The organism is Nocardiopsis changdeensis (assembly GCF_018316655.1).
Taxonomy (GTDB): domain Bacteria; phylum Actinomycetota; class Actinomycetes; order Streptosporangiales; family Streptosporangiaceae; genus Nocardiopsis; species Nocardiopsis changdeensis.
Genome location: NZ_CP074133.1, coordinates 6,241,269 through 6,257,240, shown reverse-complemented (window position 1 = coordinate 6,257,240; position 15,972 = coordinate 6,241,269). Strand labels below are relative to the sequence as shown.

11 protein-coding genes and 1 pseudogene are annotated in these 15,972 nt (G+C 72.4%); 4 read left to right on the top strand and 8 right to left on the bottom strand.

Annotated features, from left to right (window positions below; genetic code table 11):
* The first annotated feature begins 8 nt into the window (after positions 1-8).
* Both KGD84_RS28040 and KGD84_RS28035 read left to right on the top strand, forming a co-directional pair.
* Positions 9-437: a DUF350 domain-containing protein gene (locus KGD84_RS28040; RefSeq protein WP_220563340.1), complete on the top strand. Its 429-nt coding sequence runs from the start codon at positions 9-11 to the stop codon at positions 435-437.
* Between the two features lie 62 nt (positions 438-499).
* Positions 500-2,068, top strand: a complete 1,569-nt coding sequence (locus tag KGD84_RS28035) for a polyamine aminopropyltransferase (RefSeq protein ID WP_220563339.1) — start codon at positions 500-502, stop codon at positions 2,066-2,068.
* 425 nt (positions 2,069-2,493) lie between these two features.
* Here KGD84_RS28035 and KGD84_RS28030 read toward each other — a convergent pair whose 3' ends face one another.
* The 6 genes from KGD84_RS28030 to KGD84_RS28005 all read right to left on the bottom strand — a co-directional run bounded on the left by KGD84_RS28030 (position 2,494) and on the right by KGD84_RS28005 (position 9,857).
* Positions 2,494-3,918, bottom strand: a complete 1,425-nt coding sequence (locus tag KGD84_RS28030) for an NAD(P)/FAD-dependent oxidoreductase (protein ID WP_220563338.1) — start codon at positions 3,916-3,918, stop codon at positions 2,494-2,496.
* A gap of 100 nt (positions 3,919-4,018) precedes the next feature.
* On the bottom strand, positions 4,019-4,858 hold the full coding sequence (locus tag KGD84_RS28025; RefSeq protein WP_220563337.1) for an ABC transporter permease: 840 nt from the start codon (positions 4,856-4,858) through the stop codon (positions 4,019-4,021).
* Positions 4,855-5,712, bottom strand: coding sequence for an ABC transporter permease (locus KGD84_RS28020; protein ID WP_220563336.1), 858 nt, complete (start codon positions 5,710-5,712; stop codon positions 4,855-4,857). Before KGD84_RS28020 ends, KGD84_RS28025 begins: the two co-directional genes overlap by 4 nt.
* Positions 5,713-5,736: 24 nt before the next feature.
* Positions 5,737-7,002, bottom strand: a complete 1,266-nt coding sequence (locus KGD84_RS28015; protein WP_220563335.1) for an ABC transporter substrate-binding protein — start codon at positions 7,000-7,002, stop codon at positions 5,737-5,739.
* Positions 7,003-7,106: 104 nt separating this feature from the next.
* A complete protein-coding gene (locus KGD84_RS28010) occupies positions 7,107-8,279 on the bottom strand; it encodes an ABC transporter ATP-binding protein (protein WP_220563334.1) in 1,173 nt (390 codons plus the stop codon).
* Positions 8,280-8,357: 78 nt separating this feature from the next.
* A complete protein-coding gene (locus KGD84_RS28005; RefSeq protein ID WP_255646850.1) occupies positions 8,358-9,857 on the bottom strand; it encodes a gamma-aminobutyraldehyde dehydrogenase in 1,500 nt (499 codons plus the stop codon).
* A 214-nt stretch (positions 9,858-10,071) separates the two neighbouring features.
* Between KGD84_RS28005 and KGD84_RS28000 the strand changes: the two genes are divergently transcribed.
* A complete protein-coding gene (locus KGD84_RS28000) occupies positions 10,072-11,436 on the top strand; it encodes an aspartate aminotransferase family protein (protein ID WP_220563333.1) in 1,365 nt (454 codons plus the stop codon).
* Positions 11,437-11,715: 279 nt separating this feature from the next.
* Here KGD84_RS28000 and KGD84_RS27995 read toward each other — a convergent pair whose 3' ends face one another.
* Both KGD84_RS27995 and KGD84_RS27990 read right to left on the bottom strand, forming a co-directional pair.
* On the bottom strand, positions 11,716-12,114 hold the full coding sequence (locus tag KGD84_RS27995) for a hypothetical protein (protein ID WP_220563332.1): 399 nt from the start codon (positions 12,112-12,114) through the stop codon (positions 11,716-11,718).
* Between the two features lie 79 nt (positions 12,115-12,193).
* Entirely contained in the window at positions 12,194-14,143 is a 1,950-nt protein-coding gene (locus tag KGD84_RS27990) for an N-acetylmuramoyl-L-alanine amidase (RefSeq protein WP_220563331.1), read from the bottom strand.
* Between the two features lie 143 nt (positions 14,144-14,286).
* Between KGD84_RS27990 and KGD84_RS27985 the strand changes: the two are divergent.
* Positions 14,287-15,767, top strand: a pseudogene (locus KGD84_RS27985) (NAD(P)H-hydrate dehydratase).
* Positions 15,768-15,972: the final 205 nt, after the last annotated feature.

The window sequence follows — 15,972 nt, the reverse complement described above, 5'->3', positions numbered from 1 at the left end:
ACCGGACAATGAACGAGATCCTCTTCAACAGCCTCGCGGCCCTCGCCTACGCCGGGGTCGGCGTGGTCGTCCTCGCGGTCGGCTACCTGCTCATCGACCTGCTCACCCCGGGCAAGCTGCACAAGCTCATCTGGGAGGAGCGCAACCCCAACGCGGTCATCCTGGTGTCGGCCAACACCCTGGGCGTGGCCGTCATCGTCACCACGGCCATCCTCTCCAGCGACTCGGAGATCGGCCTGGGCGCCGGCCTGCTGTCCACCGCCGTGTACGGGCTGATCGGCCTGGGCGTGATGGCCCTGTCCTTCGTGCTCATCGACCTGCTCATCCCGGCCAAGATCGCCCACATGATCAGCAACCCCGAACCGCACCCCGCGACCTGGGTGAGCGCCTCCGCCCACCTCGCGATCGCGGCGGTGGTCGCCGCCGCACTGACCTGACGGCGCCGCGCCCCCTCGCGGGGCCCGTCCGGCCCCGCCCGTAGAGAAAGCAGCACCCCATCGTGATCGAGTCACCGGCCCCGCAGCGGCCCCGACTTCCGGTACCGCCGCGGGTGGCCCGGTTCCTCGTCCTGACCGCGGTGTTCGTCTGCGCCGCCTGCGGCCTGGTGTACGAACTGGCCCTGGTCGCCATCGGCAGCTACCTGCTGGGCGACACCATCACCCAGGCCTCCGTGGTCCTGTCGGTGATGGTGTTCGCCATGGGCATCGGGTCGCTGCTGTCCAAGCGCTTCCAGGGCAGCCCGGCCGTGTCGTTCGCGGTCATCGAGGGCCTGCTGTCGCTGGTGGGCGGCCTGTCGGTGCTGCTGCTGTACGGGGCGTTCGCGTGGTTCTCCGCCTACCAGCCCGCCCTGGTGCTCCTGGCGTTCGCCATCGGCGTGCTCATCGGCATGGAGATCCCCCTGCTGATGACGCTCATCCAGCGCATCCGCAGGCAGGACGCGTCGGAGGCGGTCGCCGACCTCTTCGCCGCCGACTACGTGGGCGGCCTCATCGGCGGTCTGGCGTTCCCGTTCCTGCTGCTGCCGCTGCTGGGCCTGCCCAAGGGCGCGCTGGCGGTGGGCGCGCTCAACGCGGTGGTGGGCATGGCCGTGGTGCTGTGGCTGTTCCGCGCCGAGCTGTCGCGCCGCGCGTACGCGGGGCTGGCGGTGGGCCTGGCCTTCATCCTCGGCTTCCTGGGCCTGGCGTACCTGTACGCCGACCGGTTCGAGGTGGACGCGCGCCAGGCCATGTACCGGGACCCGATCGTGCACGCCGAGCGCACCGCCTACCAGGAGATCGTGCTCACCCGCTCGATCGACGGCCGGGACGTCCGGCTGTTCCTCAACGGCGACCTGCAGTTCTCCACCCTGGACGAGTACCGCTACCACGAGGCGCTGATCCACCCGGCGATGGCCGGCCCGCACGAGGACGTCCTGGTGCTGGGCGGGGGCGACGGGCTGGCGCTGCGCGAGATCCTCGCCTACGAGGACGTGGAGTCGGTGACCCTGGTGGACCTGGACCCGGCGGTGATCGAGCTGGCCTCCAGCGAGCCGGTCATCACCGAGCTCAACGAGGACTCCTTCCGGGACCCGCGGGTGGAGGTGGTCAACGCCGACGCCTTCCAGTGGCTGCGCGAACACCGCGGCGACTTCGACGTGATCGTCGCCGACCTTCCCGACGGCCAGGACGTGGGCCCGTCCAAGCTGTACTCGGTGGAGTTCTACTCCCTGGCCCGCCACTCCCTGGCCGACGGCGGGCGGATGGTGGTGCAGGCCGGGTCGCCGTTCTTCGCCCCGGACGCCTACTGGAGCGTGGGCCGCTCCCTGGAGGAGGCGGGCCTGTTCGGCACCCCCTACAACGTGGACGTGCCCTCGTTCGGGAACTGGGGCTTCTACCTGACGTCCGTGCGGAGCGCCCCGGAACTGGACATCCCCGAGGACGCGCCGCCGCTGCGCTTCCTGGACGAGGCCCTGCTGGAGGCCGCCCAGGTCTTCCCGCGGGACCGCCGCGAGGACGGGGAGGTCGAGGCGTCCACGCTCATGCACCCGCGCATCATCGCCTACCACCAGGGCGCCTGGCGCGGCTACTAGCCGCACCCCGGTCCGGTGCCGGGGGTGGACCGTCGCCTTCCACCGCCCGTCACCCGCCACCGCCCGCCCGTCACCCGCCGCCACCTTCAACGGACGGCCTGCGGCCGACGACCTTCCCGCGTACGGACGGCCTGCGGCCGACGAGCCTTCCACAGGCGGCCGGTGCCCCGGGGGCCGCGTTCCGGTCCGGTGCTCCGGCCCGGGCGCACCCGGGCCGGAGCGGACCGACACCGCGCAGCCTCACGTGTCGGGCCGGTGGGCGGCCGCGCGGTGGTCTGCGGGGGCTGGCACGGGAGACGTCCCGTGACCGGACCCATCCTGTCCCACCGCGGGGTGGGGGCACGTACGCCGCGCCGCCCCGGGCAATCCCTTACCCCGCTCTACCGACCCTTTTCCCGACACGCCGCACGAACCGCCACATAACGTCAGCTGTCGAAGCCCATGCCCAGCGCGTCCAGGGTCCGCAGCCACAGGTTGCGCCTGCCCTCGTTGCGGTCGGCGGCGGCGGTGGCCCGCAGCGTCAGGCCGATGCCGATCGAGCGCACCGGCTCGGGCGGGAACGGCAGCGGCTTCTCCCGCACCATCCGCAGCCGGGTCCGCTCGGTGTCCAGCCCGTCGAGCCGGTCCAGCATCACCTGGGCGCCGAACCGCGTCGCCCCCACGCCCAGCCCGGTGTACCCGGCGGCGTAGGCCAGCCTGCCCCCGTACCCGGTCCCGAAGAACGCCGAGAACCGGCTGCACGTGTCGATCACCCCGCCCCAGGAGTGGGTGAAGCGCACCCCCGCCAGCTGCGGGAACGTCTCGAAGAAGTGCTCGGCGAGCGTCCGGAACGTCTCCGGCCGCTGGTCGTACTCCGGCCGCACCTTCCCGCCGTAGTGGTGGACCGCGTCGTACCCGCCCCACAGGATCCGGTCGTCCGCGGTCAGCCGGTAGTAGTGGAAGAAGTTCGCCGCGTCCCCCACCCCCTGGCGGCCCCTCCACCCCAGCGACTCCATCTGCGCCCCGCTCAGCGGCTCGGTCATCAGCGCGTAGTCGTACACCGGGGCCAGGTAGTGCTTGAGCCGCCGCAGCGGCCCGGGGAAGGCACCGGTGCCCCAGGCCACCCTGGGCGCGTGCACCGACCCGCCGCGCGCCTCCAGCCGCAGCCCCGCCGGGGTGGACCGGATCGCCCGCACCGGGGTGTTCTCGAAGATCCGCACCCCCAGCCGCAGGCACGCCGCCCGCAGCCCCCAGGCCAGCTTGGCGGGGTGCAGCATCGCCACCCCGTCGGGCTCGTACAGCGCCCCCACGTAGGTGGGGGAGTCGATCTCGGCCCGGGTCCGCGCGGCGTCCCACACCTCGGCCCGGTGCCCCAGGGCGGTGATCGCCGCGGCGGACTCCGCGAACCCCTCGGCCTGCCAGGGCGCGGTGGCCACCAGCAGCTCGCCGGTGCGCTCGAACTCGCAGTCGATCCCGTACTTCTCCACCGCCTCGCCGATGGCGTCCAGGTTGGCGTACCCCTGGCGCTCCAGCTCCGCGATCTCCTCTGGCCACCGCTCGGCGCCGTTGTCGTACCCGTGGGTGAGGCTGGCGGCGCAGAACCCGCCGTTGCGCCCGGAGGCCGCCCACCCGGCGGTGCGCGCCTCCACCAGGACCACGTCCCGGCCGGGGTCGCGCTCCTTGGCGATGAGCGCCGTCCACAACCCGCTGAACCCTCCGCCGACCACGGCCAGGTCGGCGAAGGCGTCGCCCTCCAGCGCCGGGGCGGCCTCGGGCACATCGTGCCCGGGCACGTCGGGATCGAGCCAGAAGACCCGGGGGCGGGCGCCCTTCAGCGCCTCGCGGGCCCCTGCGGTGACCGCGTCGGCCATGGGTATCACACACTTTTCGTCGGTCGTGGGAAAGGGACTCGGATACGGGACGGGGCACCGGCCGGGCGAGAGCGCCCGACCGGTGCCCCGGGGGCGGACGTCAGGCCCGGCGCCTGGCCGCGATGATGTTGATGACGGCCATGGTGAGCCCGACCGCGAACAACAGCGTGCCCATGACGTTCACCTGCGGGGGGATTCCGACGCGCGTGGCGCCCCAGATCCACAGGGGGAACGTGTTCACGTCGCCGCTCACGAACGTGGTGATGATGTAGTCGTCGATGGACAGGGCGAACGCCAGCAGCCCGCCCGCCATCACCGCGGGGAACAGCATCGGCAGCGTCACCAGCCGGAACGTCTCCCACGGCCCGGCGCCCAGGTCGCGGGCGGCCTCCTCCAGGCTCGGGTCCAGGGTGATCACCCGCGCCCGCACCGTGATGGCGACGAACGACACGCAGAACATCACGTGCGCGATGACCGTCGTCCAGTACCCGGTGGTGATGTTCAGCATCAGGAACGTGGACAGCAGGGCCGCGCCCAGCACCACCTCGGGAGCGCTGATCGCCGCGAACATCACCAGGTTGGTGAGCTGCTTGCCGCGGAACGTGAACCGCCCCAGCGCGATCCCCAGCAGGGTGCCCAGCGCCCCGGCGATGACCATCGTCAGCAGCGCGATGGTCACCGAGTTGAACATCGCCTCGTTGAGGTCGGGGTAGGCGAACGCGTTCGCGTACCACTCCAGGGTGAACCCCTGCCAGGTGATGTTGTGCCGGCCGGCCGGGTCGTTGAAGCTGAACACGATCATGAACAGGATCGGCGCGAACAGCCAGGCCAGCACGGCCCACGTGTACCAGCGGCCCCAGTCGGTCCGGCGCCGGACCGCGGGTGCGGGGGGCCGCGGCGCGGAGCCGGTCCGGCCCTCGGTCTCGAACGTGGCGCTCACGACGTGTGCACCTCCATGACCCGTTCGGTGCCCAGGGCCCTGGCGTAGCTGAAGATGCCGACGAGCAGCAGCCCCATGAGCACGAAGGTGATCGACGCGGCGATCGGGTAGTTGTTGTTGACCAGGTACTGGGTCCGGATGACGTTGCCGATCATCGTGTTGTGCGTGCCGCCCAGCACCGACGCGTTGACGTAGTCGGCGCTGGTCGGGATGAAGGTCATCAGCACGCCGGCGAACACGCCCGGCAGCGACACCGGCAGGATCACGTGCGCGAACGCCCGCAGCCGGTTCGAGTACAGGTCGTGCGCCGCCTCCACCAGGTGCGGGTCCATCCGCTCCAGCACGGCGTAGATCGGCAGCACCATGAACGGCAGGAAGTTGTAGGCCAGCCCCAGGATCACGGCGGGCGCCGTGTTGAGCACCGCGAACCCGTCCGGGAGCAGCCCCAGGTCCTTGAGGGGCCCCAGCACCACGCCGTTGTCCGACAGGAAGAACCGCCACGAGATCGTCCGCAGCACGAACGACACGAAGAACGGCAGCAGGAGCAGCAGCAGGTACGTGGACTTGTAGGCACCGCCGCGGAAGGCGATCCAGTAGGCCATCGGGTAGCCGACGGCGATGCACACCAGGGTGGCGCAGCCGCCGTAGAACAGGGAGCGCAGGATCTGCTCCCAGTAGGTCCCGATGGCGTCGGCGTAGTTGCCCACCTCGAAGGTCTGCTGGAAGCCGGTGATCACGTTGCCCGTGGTCAGCGACAGCGACAGCATCCCGCCGATGGGGACCACGAAGAACAGCGCCAACCAGGTCCACGCCGGGAGCACCAGCACGTAGGGCGTCAGCTTGCGGTTTCTCATGGGGAGACTCGGGATCGCTCGGTGTCAGCTCTGCGTGACGGCCTGGAACAGGGACGAGAACCCATCCTGCTCCTCGGTCGGCAGGACGACGAAGTTGTGCAGCCTCTGGTAGTCCTCCTCGGTGGGGAACACCAGGGGGCTCTCGGCCATCTCGGTCAGCGCCGTGCCGCGGTCGCTGTCGCCCTCGGCCGCCGCCCACTCCAGCATGACCTCCTGGGCGTGGGGGACCGGTGAGATGTAGGCGATGTACTCGGTGAGGCCGGTGGCGATCTCCGGCTCGTACAGGAAGTTCATGAGCTCGATCGCGTCCACCGGGGCCTGGGTGGTGTACGGGATCATGAGGTTGTCGGTCCACAGGGTGGCGCCCTCCTCGGGGATGACGAACTTCAGGTTCGTCCCCTCCTCGGAGTTCTGCTGGTAGATGTCGCCGGACCAGGCCATGGTGATCCACAGGTCGCCGTTGGTGAGCGGCTGGATGAAGTCCTGGTCGTAGTAGGCGCGCACGATGCCGGAGTCGCGCTGCTCGCGGAGCCTGTCGGCGGCCGCCTCCCAGTCCGCGGAGGTGGAGTCGGCCGGTGTGACGCCGGTGGCCAGCAGGCCGAAGTTGGCGATCTCCTGGGGGTCGGAGAACATGCCGACCTTGCCCTCGAAGGCCGGGTCCCACAGGTCCTGGATGCTGGTGATCTCCCGGTCGATGAACTCGGGGTTGTACGCGATGCCGGTGATGCCGGAGGCGTAGGGGACCGTGTACCTGTTGCCCGGGTCGAAGGCGCTGTTCTTGTAGATCTCGCCCGCGTACTCGGCGAAGTTCGGCAGCTGCGAGTGGTCGAGCTGGATCAGGTAGCCCAGCTCGATGAGCTTGGCCAGCTCGAACCCGTTGGGCAGCACGATCAGGTCGTAGCCGAGGTCGTCCTCGGCGGCGAGCTTGGGCTGGATCTGGCCGAAGAACGAGGCCGCCTCCTGCACGTCCTCCTTGTACTCGACCTCGATGCCGGTGGCCTCGGTGAACTGCTGGATCTGGGTGCGCTCGGAGTCCATGTACAGCGGCCAGTTGGCCCAGCGCAGGTTGCCGGTGCGCTCCTTGCCCTCCCAGAAGTTCGCGTCGGCGGCGGGGTCGCGCTGCTGCCCCCCGACCCCGCACGCGGACAGGGCGAGGGCGGCGGCCGCCGCTCCGCCGGCCTGGAGGGTGCGCCGCCGGGTCAGGCCGGGCGGCCCGAGGGGGCTGCGGCGTGCCCGGGTGAGGCCGCGGAGGAGTGCGGGGTCGATGCCGGCGCGCGAGCGGTTGTTCATGGGTCGTTCCTTGGTCTTCCGGTGTTCCGCCGGGGAGAGCGGGGGGTTCGTGGCCGGTGGCGCCGGTTCCGGTCGGCGCCTCGGGGGAGTGGGGGCCGCAGAGGTCAGGCCAGCAGGGGGTAGGAGTGGTGGGCGGGCCAGGACAGCCACACGCGGTCGCCGCGGTCGGCGGCCAGGGTGGAGTCGGAGGAGTTCTGCAGGTACACCGTGACGGTCTCGCCGCCGCCGATGTCCACCTGGTAGTGGGTGGCCGACCCCAGGTAGACGGTCTCGGTGACGGTGCCGGGAACGGCGCTGACCCCCTCGTCCGGCCGCTCGGCGCCGATGCGGATCTTCTCCGGGCGCACGGTCAGGCAGACCGCGGATCCGGCCGCCTCCGACCCCTGCGCGGCCAGCGCCGCGGGCAGCTCCGCGAGCAGGGCGGTGGCGCCGTCGGCGACCTCCACCCGCCACGCTCCGTCGGACCCGCCGACCACCGTGCCCTTGATCAGGTTGCTGGTGCCGATGAAGTCGGCCACGAACCGGGTGGCCGGCCGCTCGTACACCTGCGCCGGGGTGCCCAGCTGCTCGACCCGGCCGTGGTTCATCACCGCGATGCGGTCGGACATGGTCAGCGCCTCCCCCTGGTCGTGGGTGACGTAGACGAAGGTGATGCCGACCTCGCGCTGGATGCGCTTGAGCTCCACCTGCATCGCCTGGCGGAGCTTGAGGTCCAGGGCGCCCAGGGGCTCGTCGAGCAGCAGGGCGGCGGGCTGGTTGACCAGGGCGCGGGCCAGGGCCACCCGCTGCTGCTGCCCGCCGGAGAGCTGGGACGGCCGGTGCTTGGCCCGGTGCCCGAGTTCGACCAGTTCGAGCATCTCGCCGACGCGCCGCCTGATCTCGTCCTTGGCGACGCCCCTGCGCCTGAGGCCGAAGGCGACGTTGTCCGCGACGCTCATGTGCGGGAACAGCGCGTAGCTCTGGAAGACCATGTTGACGTCGCGGCGGTTGGCGGGGACCCCGGTGACGTCCTGCCCGTTGAGCCGGACGACGCCCCGGGTGGGCTCCTCGAAGCCCGCGATCATCCTCATGGTGGTGGTCTTGCCGCAGCCGGAGGGGCCCAACAGGGAGAAGAACTCGCCCTGTTCGATGGCCAGGTCGACGCCGTCGACGGCGTTCACGGTCTCGGAGCCGGAGCGGAAGGACTTGGACACCCCCTCCAGGCTGATCGCGGGCTGCCGCGCGGCTGCGGTCTCCACGTCGGGCGTCTCCGGTGCTGTGGTGCTGGTAGTGGCCATGGTGGGGGTGGTCCTGTCGCTTGCTCGTTGCCGTACCGGGAGGCGGCCGGTCCGCCCGGGCGTACCGGCCGGGGCGTGTCACTCGCCGATGTAGCTCATGACGTGCTTGACGCGGGTGTACTCGTCGAAGGAGTACATGGACAGGTCCTTGCCGTACCCCGAGTGCTTGAAGCCGCCGTGCGGCATCTCCGCGGTGATCGGGATGTGGGTGTTGATCCACACGCACCCGAAGTCGAGGCGGCGCGAGACCCGCAGGGCCCGGGCGTGGTCCCTGGTCCACACACTGGAGGCGAGCCCGTACTCCACCGAGTTGGCCCACGCGACCGCGGTGTCCTCATCGGTGAACCTTTGCACCGTGATGACCGGTCCGAAGATCTCGTCGGTGACCAGCTCGTCGCCCTGGCGCAGGCCCGAGACGACGGTCGGGGCGTAGAAGTAGCCCTCGTCGCCGACCCGGGAGCCGCCCGCCAGCACCTCGGCGTGGTCGGGCGCCCGGTCCAGGAAGCCGCTCACCCGCGCCAGCTGGTTCGCGTTGTTGACCGGGCCGAACGCGGCGTCGGCGTTGCTCGGCGGGCCGGTGACGGTGTTGCGGGCCTGCTCGGCCAGGGCGGCGGCCAGGTCGTCGTGGACGCCCGGCGCGGCCAGCACCCGGGTGGCGGCGGTGCAGTCCTGGCCGGCGTTGAAGTACCCCGCCTCGGCGATGCCCGCGGCGGCCCGCTCGATGTCGGCGTCGTCGAAGACGATGACCGGGGCCTTGCCGCCCAGCTCCAGGTGCAGGCGCTTGAGGTCCTTGGACCCGGACTGCGCCACCTCGTACCCGGCCCGGGTGGAGCCGGTGAGGGAGATCAGGCCCGGGACCGGGTGCTCGACCAGGGCGCGGCCGGTGTCGCGGTCGCCCGCGACCACGTTGAACACGCCCGGCGGCAGGAACTCGGCGGCGATCTCCGCCAGCAGCAGGGTGGAGACCGGGGTGGTGTCGGAGGGCTTGAGGACGATGGTGTTGCCCGCGGCCAGGGCGGGGCCGATCTTCCAGGCCGCCATGGCCATCGGGTAGTTCCACGGGGTGATCTGGCCGACGACGCCGATGGGCTCGCGGCGGATCCAGGAGGTGTGGTCGGCGAGGTACTCCCCGGCGGCGCGGCCCTCCAGGTTGCGGGTGGCGCCCGCGAAGAAGCGCAGGGCGTCCAGCACCTGCGCGATCTCCTCGCTCCTGGTGAGCTCGACGGGCTTGCCGCAGTTCTGGACCTCGGCGGCGACGAGTTCGTCCGCGCGTTCCTCCACCCGGTCGGCGAACCTGTTGAGGGCGATCTGCCGTTCGGCCGGGGTCCAGTCGCGCCAGCCCTTCTCGAAGGCGGTGCGGGCGGCCTGGAACGCCGCGTCGACGTCCTCGGCGGTGGAGACCGGGGCGGTGGCGAAGACCTTCCCGGTGGCCGGGTCGACGAGGTCGCTGCGGATCCCGTCGGCCGTGTCCACGTACTCGCCGTTGACGAAGTTGCGCAGGTCTTGGGTCACGGTGCTCTGCTCCCGGGTCGGTCGGGCGCGTCGGTGCGCCGACTGGCTGTTGATGCGCGCGCGCATAGCGCTGTGATCTGTCACACTGCCATCCGGCAACGGCGAGATCAAGATCTGCCAATGGATTCCGTTGTAAAGATTAGATTTCCCAACGGATACTTGACAGAACATGGAACGGTGCGACTATTTCTATTGAGAGGGTCGAGCATGTGACCCCCGGGTCGACCCGAGCGTGGTCCCCGCGTTACCGACGAGCTTGGAGCATCAAGTGGCAGCGCACATGAGTCCTGAGCACCTCCAGCAGGCCGCCAAGGACCACCTGTGGATGCACTTCACGGAGATGGCCGCCTACAACGACGCCGACGTCCCCGTCATCAGCCGCGGCGAGGGCGTGTACGTCTACGACGACAAGGGCAAGCGGTACCTCGACGGGCTCGCGGGACTCTTCGTCAGCCAGGTCGGCCACGGCCGCGCCGAGATCGCCGACGCCATCGCCGAGCAGGCCCGCGAGCTGGCGTACTTCCCCATCTGGACGTACGCGCACCCCAAGGCCGTCGAGCTCGCCGAGCGGATCGCCTCCCTGGCGCCCGGCGACCTGAACCGCGTCTTCTTCACCACCAGCGGCTCCGAGGCCGTGGAGTCCGCCTGGAAGCTGGCCCGCCAGTACTTCAAGGCGATCGGCGAGCCCACCCGGCACAAGGTGATCAGCCGGCGCATCGCCTACCACGGCACCAGCATGGGCGCCCTGTCCATCACCGGCCTCCAGGGCATCAAGACCCCGTTCGAGCCGCTGGTCCCCAGCACCCTCCAGGTGCCGAACACCAACTTCTACCGGGCGCCCCTGCACGGCGACGACATCGAGGCGTTCGGCCGCTGGGCCGCCGACCAGATCGAGGAGGCGATCGTCCAGAACGACCCGGACACCATCGCCGCGGTCTACGTGGAGCCCGTCCAGAACTCCGGCGGCTGCTTCCCGCCGCCGCCCGGGTACCTCCGGCGGGTCCGCGAGATCTGCGACCGGTACGGCGTGCTCATGGTGTCCGACGAGGTCATCTGCGCGTTCGGCCGCCTGGGCGAGTACTTCGGCGCCACCAGGTACGGCTACGTGCCGGACATGATCACCTTCGCCAAGGGCGCCACCAGCGGGTACGTCCCGCTGGGCGGCATGATCGCCCGCGAGAAGCTCATGGAGCCGTTCAAGGAGAAGGGGTCCTCCTTCCTGCACGGCATCACCTTCGCCGGCCACCCGGTGGCGGCCGCGGCGGCGCTGGCCAACCTCGACCTGTTCGAGAGCGAGGGCATCCTCGACAACGTCCGCCGCAACGCACCGGTGTTCCGGGCGACCCTGGAGAAGCTCCTGGACCTGCCGATCGTGGGCGACGTGCGCGGCGACGGGTACTTCTACGGCATCGAGCTGGTGAAGGACAAGGAGACCAAGGAGACGTTCAGCGACGAGGAGTCGCACCGCCTCCTCAAGGGCTTCCTGTCGGGCGCGCTGTTCGACGCCGGGCTCATCTGCCGCGCCGACGACCGCGGCGAGCCGGTCATCCAGCTCTCCCCGCCGCTCACCTGCGGCCCGGAGCACTTCGTGGAGATCGAGTCGATCCTGCGCAAGGTCCTCACCGAGGCCTGGGACCGGCTGTAGGCCCCCGCCCCTCCCCGCGGACGCCCCCCGTTCCCCTCGGGCGGGGGGCGTCCCCGTGCCCGCCCCCGGCGCGGGCGCGGACGGCCGCAGCGGCGGCCTTCGCGTGCGGGGCCGTCCGCCGACAGGCGGCGGGGGCGTTCCCGTGCGGGGCGGACGCGGGTGCCTGGTGCGGAGCCCCCGGGTACCACCGGAACCGCGGTGCCCGTCCGGCGCGGGGGCCCGGGCCAGGGGGCACCCGGACCGGGACGGCGACGGGGCGGCCGCGAGTGGCGCCCGGGGTCAGGCGGGCCAGGTGAAGACGTCGGCCTCGGCGGACACCAGGTGGGCGTCGGACTGGCCGAACTGGATCACCCGCACCCCCACCCAGCCGCCCTCGGGGACGGTGCCCTTCCACGAGTACGCGAACCGGCCCCGGCCGATGGCGTGCACGGCGCTGCCCGCCGGCCGCTCGGAGAGCGCGCCGCCGCCCGCGTCGAACTCGACCGCGCGCAGCTGCACCTCGGTGCCCGGGGTGACCCCCATCAGGGTCACCCCCACCGAAAGGTCGTAGCGCCCCTCCAGCGCCAGCACCCGGACGTCCGCCGTTCCGTCCCCGCGGTGGTCGAACCCGATGTCGTGCCAGGTCGCCGGGGCCAGGGTGACGCGGGTGTCCTTCGTGAAACGGTGGTGCTCGGGCATGCGGACTCCTCGGGGCCGGTCGCCGGTCGGGTCCAGCATCCGGCCCCGAGGGTCACCGATCAACGACCCCGCGCCCGTGTCACTTGGGCCAGTAGAAGACCTCGGCGGTGGCCTCCTTGATCCGCGCCGGCCGCTCGCCGTACTGGGCCACGCGCACCCGGACCCGGCGGCCCGCCGCCAGGTTCCCCTTCCACGTGTAGGTGAAGTGCCCGAACCCCGCCGCCTGGAGGGGGGAGTCGATCGGCCGGTTGCGGGCCACCTTCCAGCCGCCGTCCCCGTCCTGCTCGTACTCGGTGGCGCGCAGCTGCACCTCGGTGCCCGTCGGCAGGTCCTCCAGCACCACCCCCACCGACAGGTCGTACAGGGCGCCGTCCGGCTCGTCGACGCCCACTAGCGAGTACAGCTCCCCGGTGCGCCCGTCGTGGAGCCGGTCGAACTTCAGGGACGTCCACGTCCCGGCGGGAAGCTCCTGGGCGCTGTCCTTCTCGAACCTGCGGTGCCTGGGCATGTCGTCGTCTCCTTCGGATCCGCTCGGGGGCTTGCTGAAGGTGCCGTCCCGGACCATCCGGTAGGCCTTGTCTCCGGGGCAGGAGGTGGCGATGAAGTCCCGGTGCCCCAAGACCTTGCCGGAGATGGAGGTGTCCGGCTCCATCAGCCACTGCCGCAGCTGCCGGACCGCCTCGATCTGCTCCGGGGTGACGGGATCCTTGGGGCCGGTGGCCAGGGTGACGCTGTAGTGCGAGGAGTTGCCGCCGGGCTGGGCGGCCTGGACGCGGTACAGCCCGCGGCCCTCCAGCACGTGGCCGTGCGGGCAGGCCATGAACGAGTTCCCGGTGAAGTAGGCGGTGCCCGCCCGCCGGGCCAGCCAGGTGCCGTCCGGGGTGGTGGGGCACCAGATCCGGCCCGTGTGGCGGACGCGTTCGACCGTGAACCCGTCGGTGCGGGCCGCCACCGCCCTGGGGCTGAAGGTCTGCTCCGCCGACAGCTCCACCCGCCACCCCCCGAGCGGGACGCCGCGCACCGACGCCGTCCGCCCGGCCAGGACCGCCGCGAACCGGAACGCCTCGGCGCCCGCCTCGTCCGGCCGGTCCAGGAACCGGTCGTCCCGGCCGGCCGAGGCCATGACGACCCGCAGGAACAGGTCGAGCTGGGCGCGGGTCAGCGACCTCAGGAACCCGTGCGAGGGCACACCCCCCGGCATCTGCTCGGCCAGCGCCCCCTCGGCGCCCGCCGACAGCCGGAACACCGCCTCCGCCGAGGTGTGCTCCTCCCACCAGGCCACCGCGTCCGGCCGCTCGGGGGCGCCCGCGGCCGCGGCGCCGAACAGGCCGTGCAGCAGGGCGCGCACCCGGGCCGCGTCCTCGGTGCCGCGCCGCAGCGGACGCCGGACCACCGTTCCCGGACCCGGCACCGACCACGCCCAGGCCACCAGCTCCACCAGGGCGTCGGACCACTTGGCCCGGCCGGGCAGGTCCGCGCAGGGGGCGGCGGTGCGGATGCGGTCGCGGACGGTCAGCTCCCCGCTGGTCGTCCAGGCGGGGGCGAAACCGCTGCCGGGCCTCGGGTCGCGACCCGGTCTGCCGGTCCTGCGCTCCACCGGCCAGCGGTGGCCCGGCGTGCTGAGGGAGGAGTGGCCGCGGCCCTCCATGAGGAGGAGCTCGCGCGGTACCGCGGGGAAGACGTTCACCGCCAGCAGGGGCTGCCAGCGGGACAGGCCGGTGGTGTGGTCCAGGGTCAGGACGAGGTCGCCGGGGGCGATGGCGTCGAAGGGGCGCCACCCGTCCTCGGTGAGGATCTGCGTGTCCTCGTCCACGCAGTAGCCGATGTCCGCCCAGCCCCTGCTCGGGCCGGTGTGGAAGCGGCGGGTGCTCTTCCAATAGGCGATGCAGGCCGAGTGGTCCCTGTTCGCGAGGTTCTGGTCGACGCTGTCGTAGTGGACGACCAGGCCGCTCTTGGGATCGGCGTGCCCGGCGGGAGAGGGACCCCAGCCGAGGTCGGACCGGGAGACGTACTTGCTCGGTCGTGGCATGACTCCAGTGTGTCAAGAAGGCACTCCGTTGTGTAGCGGAATGGTGATATCCGGTCGGAAAATCCCCCGCGTGGCGCCCCCTGTGCCCCACCGCTCCCATACGGCACGATGGTGCTTCCGCCACCTTCCCGGGAGGTCCGCCCGTGCGCTACGCACACACCGTCGGCGTCGTCCGCGAGGCCGAGGCCGCGCTCATGGCCCGGCTGCCCGGAGGAGCGCTCATGCGCCGCGCCGCCGCCGGCCTCGCGGTGGAATGCGCCCGCCTCCTCCCGCGCGTGTACGGGGCGCGCGTCGTGCTGCTCGTCGGCCCGGGCGACAACGGCGGCGACGCCCTCTACGCGGGCGCCGACCTGGCCGCCCGGGGCGCCGCCGTCCGCGCCGTCCCGGCCGCCGGGCGCGCCCACGAGGGGGCCTGGCCGCCCTGCGGGCGGCGGGCGGGCGCGTCGTCCCGGCCGACCGCGCCGAGGACGCCCTGTTCGACGCCGACCTCATCGTCGACGGCCTGCTCGGCATCGGCGGCCGCGGCGGGCTGCGGCCCCCGTTCGCCGCGCTCGCGGTGCTGGCCGCCAACGCCCCGGCGCCGGTGGTCGCCGTCGACCTGCCCAGCGGGGTGGACGCCGACACCGGCGAGGTGGCCGGGGCCGCCGTCCGCGCCGACGTCACCGTCACGTTCGGCACCCACAAGCCGGGCCTGCTCGTCGACCCGGGGGCCGCCCGCGCGGGGCGCGTGCACCCGGTGGACATCGGCCTGGGGCCCGAGCTGCCGGGCCCGGCCCTGCTGTCCTTCGACGACGCCGACGTCGCCGCGCTGCTCCCCGTCCCGGGGCCGGAGTCCGACAAGTACCGGCGTGGCGTCCTCGCCGTCCGGGCGGGATCGGCTCCTTACAGGGGCGCCGCCGTCCTCACCGTCGGCGGGGCGCTGCGCACCGGGGTGGGCATGGTCCGCTACGCGGGGGCCGAGCCGGTCGTCGACCAGGTGCTCGCCCGCTGGCCCGAGGTCGTCGCCGAGGTCAACGACCCGCTGAGCAGCACCCGCCTGGACCCGGGCCGGGCCGCGGCGGCCGTCATCGGCCCGGGGCGCGGGACCCGGCCCGGCAACGCCGACGAGCTCCGCGTGGTGCTGGAGAGCGACCTGCCGGTCCTCGCGGACGCCGACGCCATCACGCTCCTGGGCGACGGCGCCCTGGCGGACCTGGTGCGCGAGCGCACGGCGCCGACCCTGGTCACCCCGCACGCGGGCGAACTGTCCCGGCTGCTGGGCACCGACCGCGAGGAGGTGGAGGCGCGGCGCCTGGAGCACGCCACCCGGGCGGCGCGCGAACTGGACTGCACGGTGCTGCTCAAGGGCTCGACGACCCTCATCGCCCACCCGGGCTCGCCGGTCGCCGTCAACGCGACGGGGACCCCGCTGCTGGCCACCGCGGGCTCCGGTGACGTCCTGTCGGGGATCGTCGGGGCGCTCATGGCGGCGGGCCTGCCCGCCACGGAGGCCGCCGTCTGCGGCGCCCACCTGCACGGGCGCGCCGCCACCCTGGTCCGCGCGGGCGCCCCCGTCAGCGCCTCGGACCTCCTCGACGGCATCCCCGCCGCCCTCCTCGCCATCCGGGCCTCCGCCACCCCCTGACCCCCGCCCCGGCCGGAAGCACGTGTTCCCGCCGGACCCGCCCCCCGCCCGGACCGGTGCCGGCCTCGCGGCCCTGGCCGTCCCCGGGGCCGGGGCGTCCCGGCCCGGACGGGGGCTCCGGCGCTCGGCCTCGAAGCGCCGTGCTCACCGGGCGCCGGGATCCCGGCCCGGCAAGGAAACCGTTCTGTTTCCTCATACGTCCATG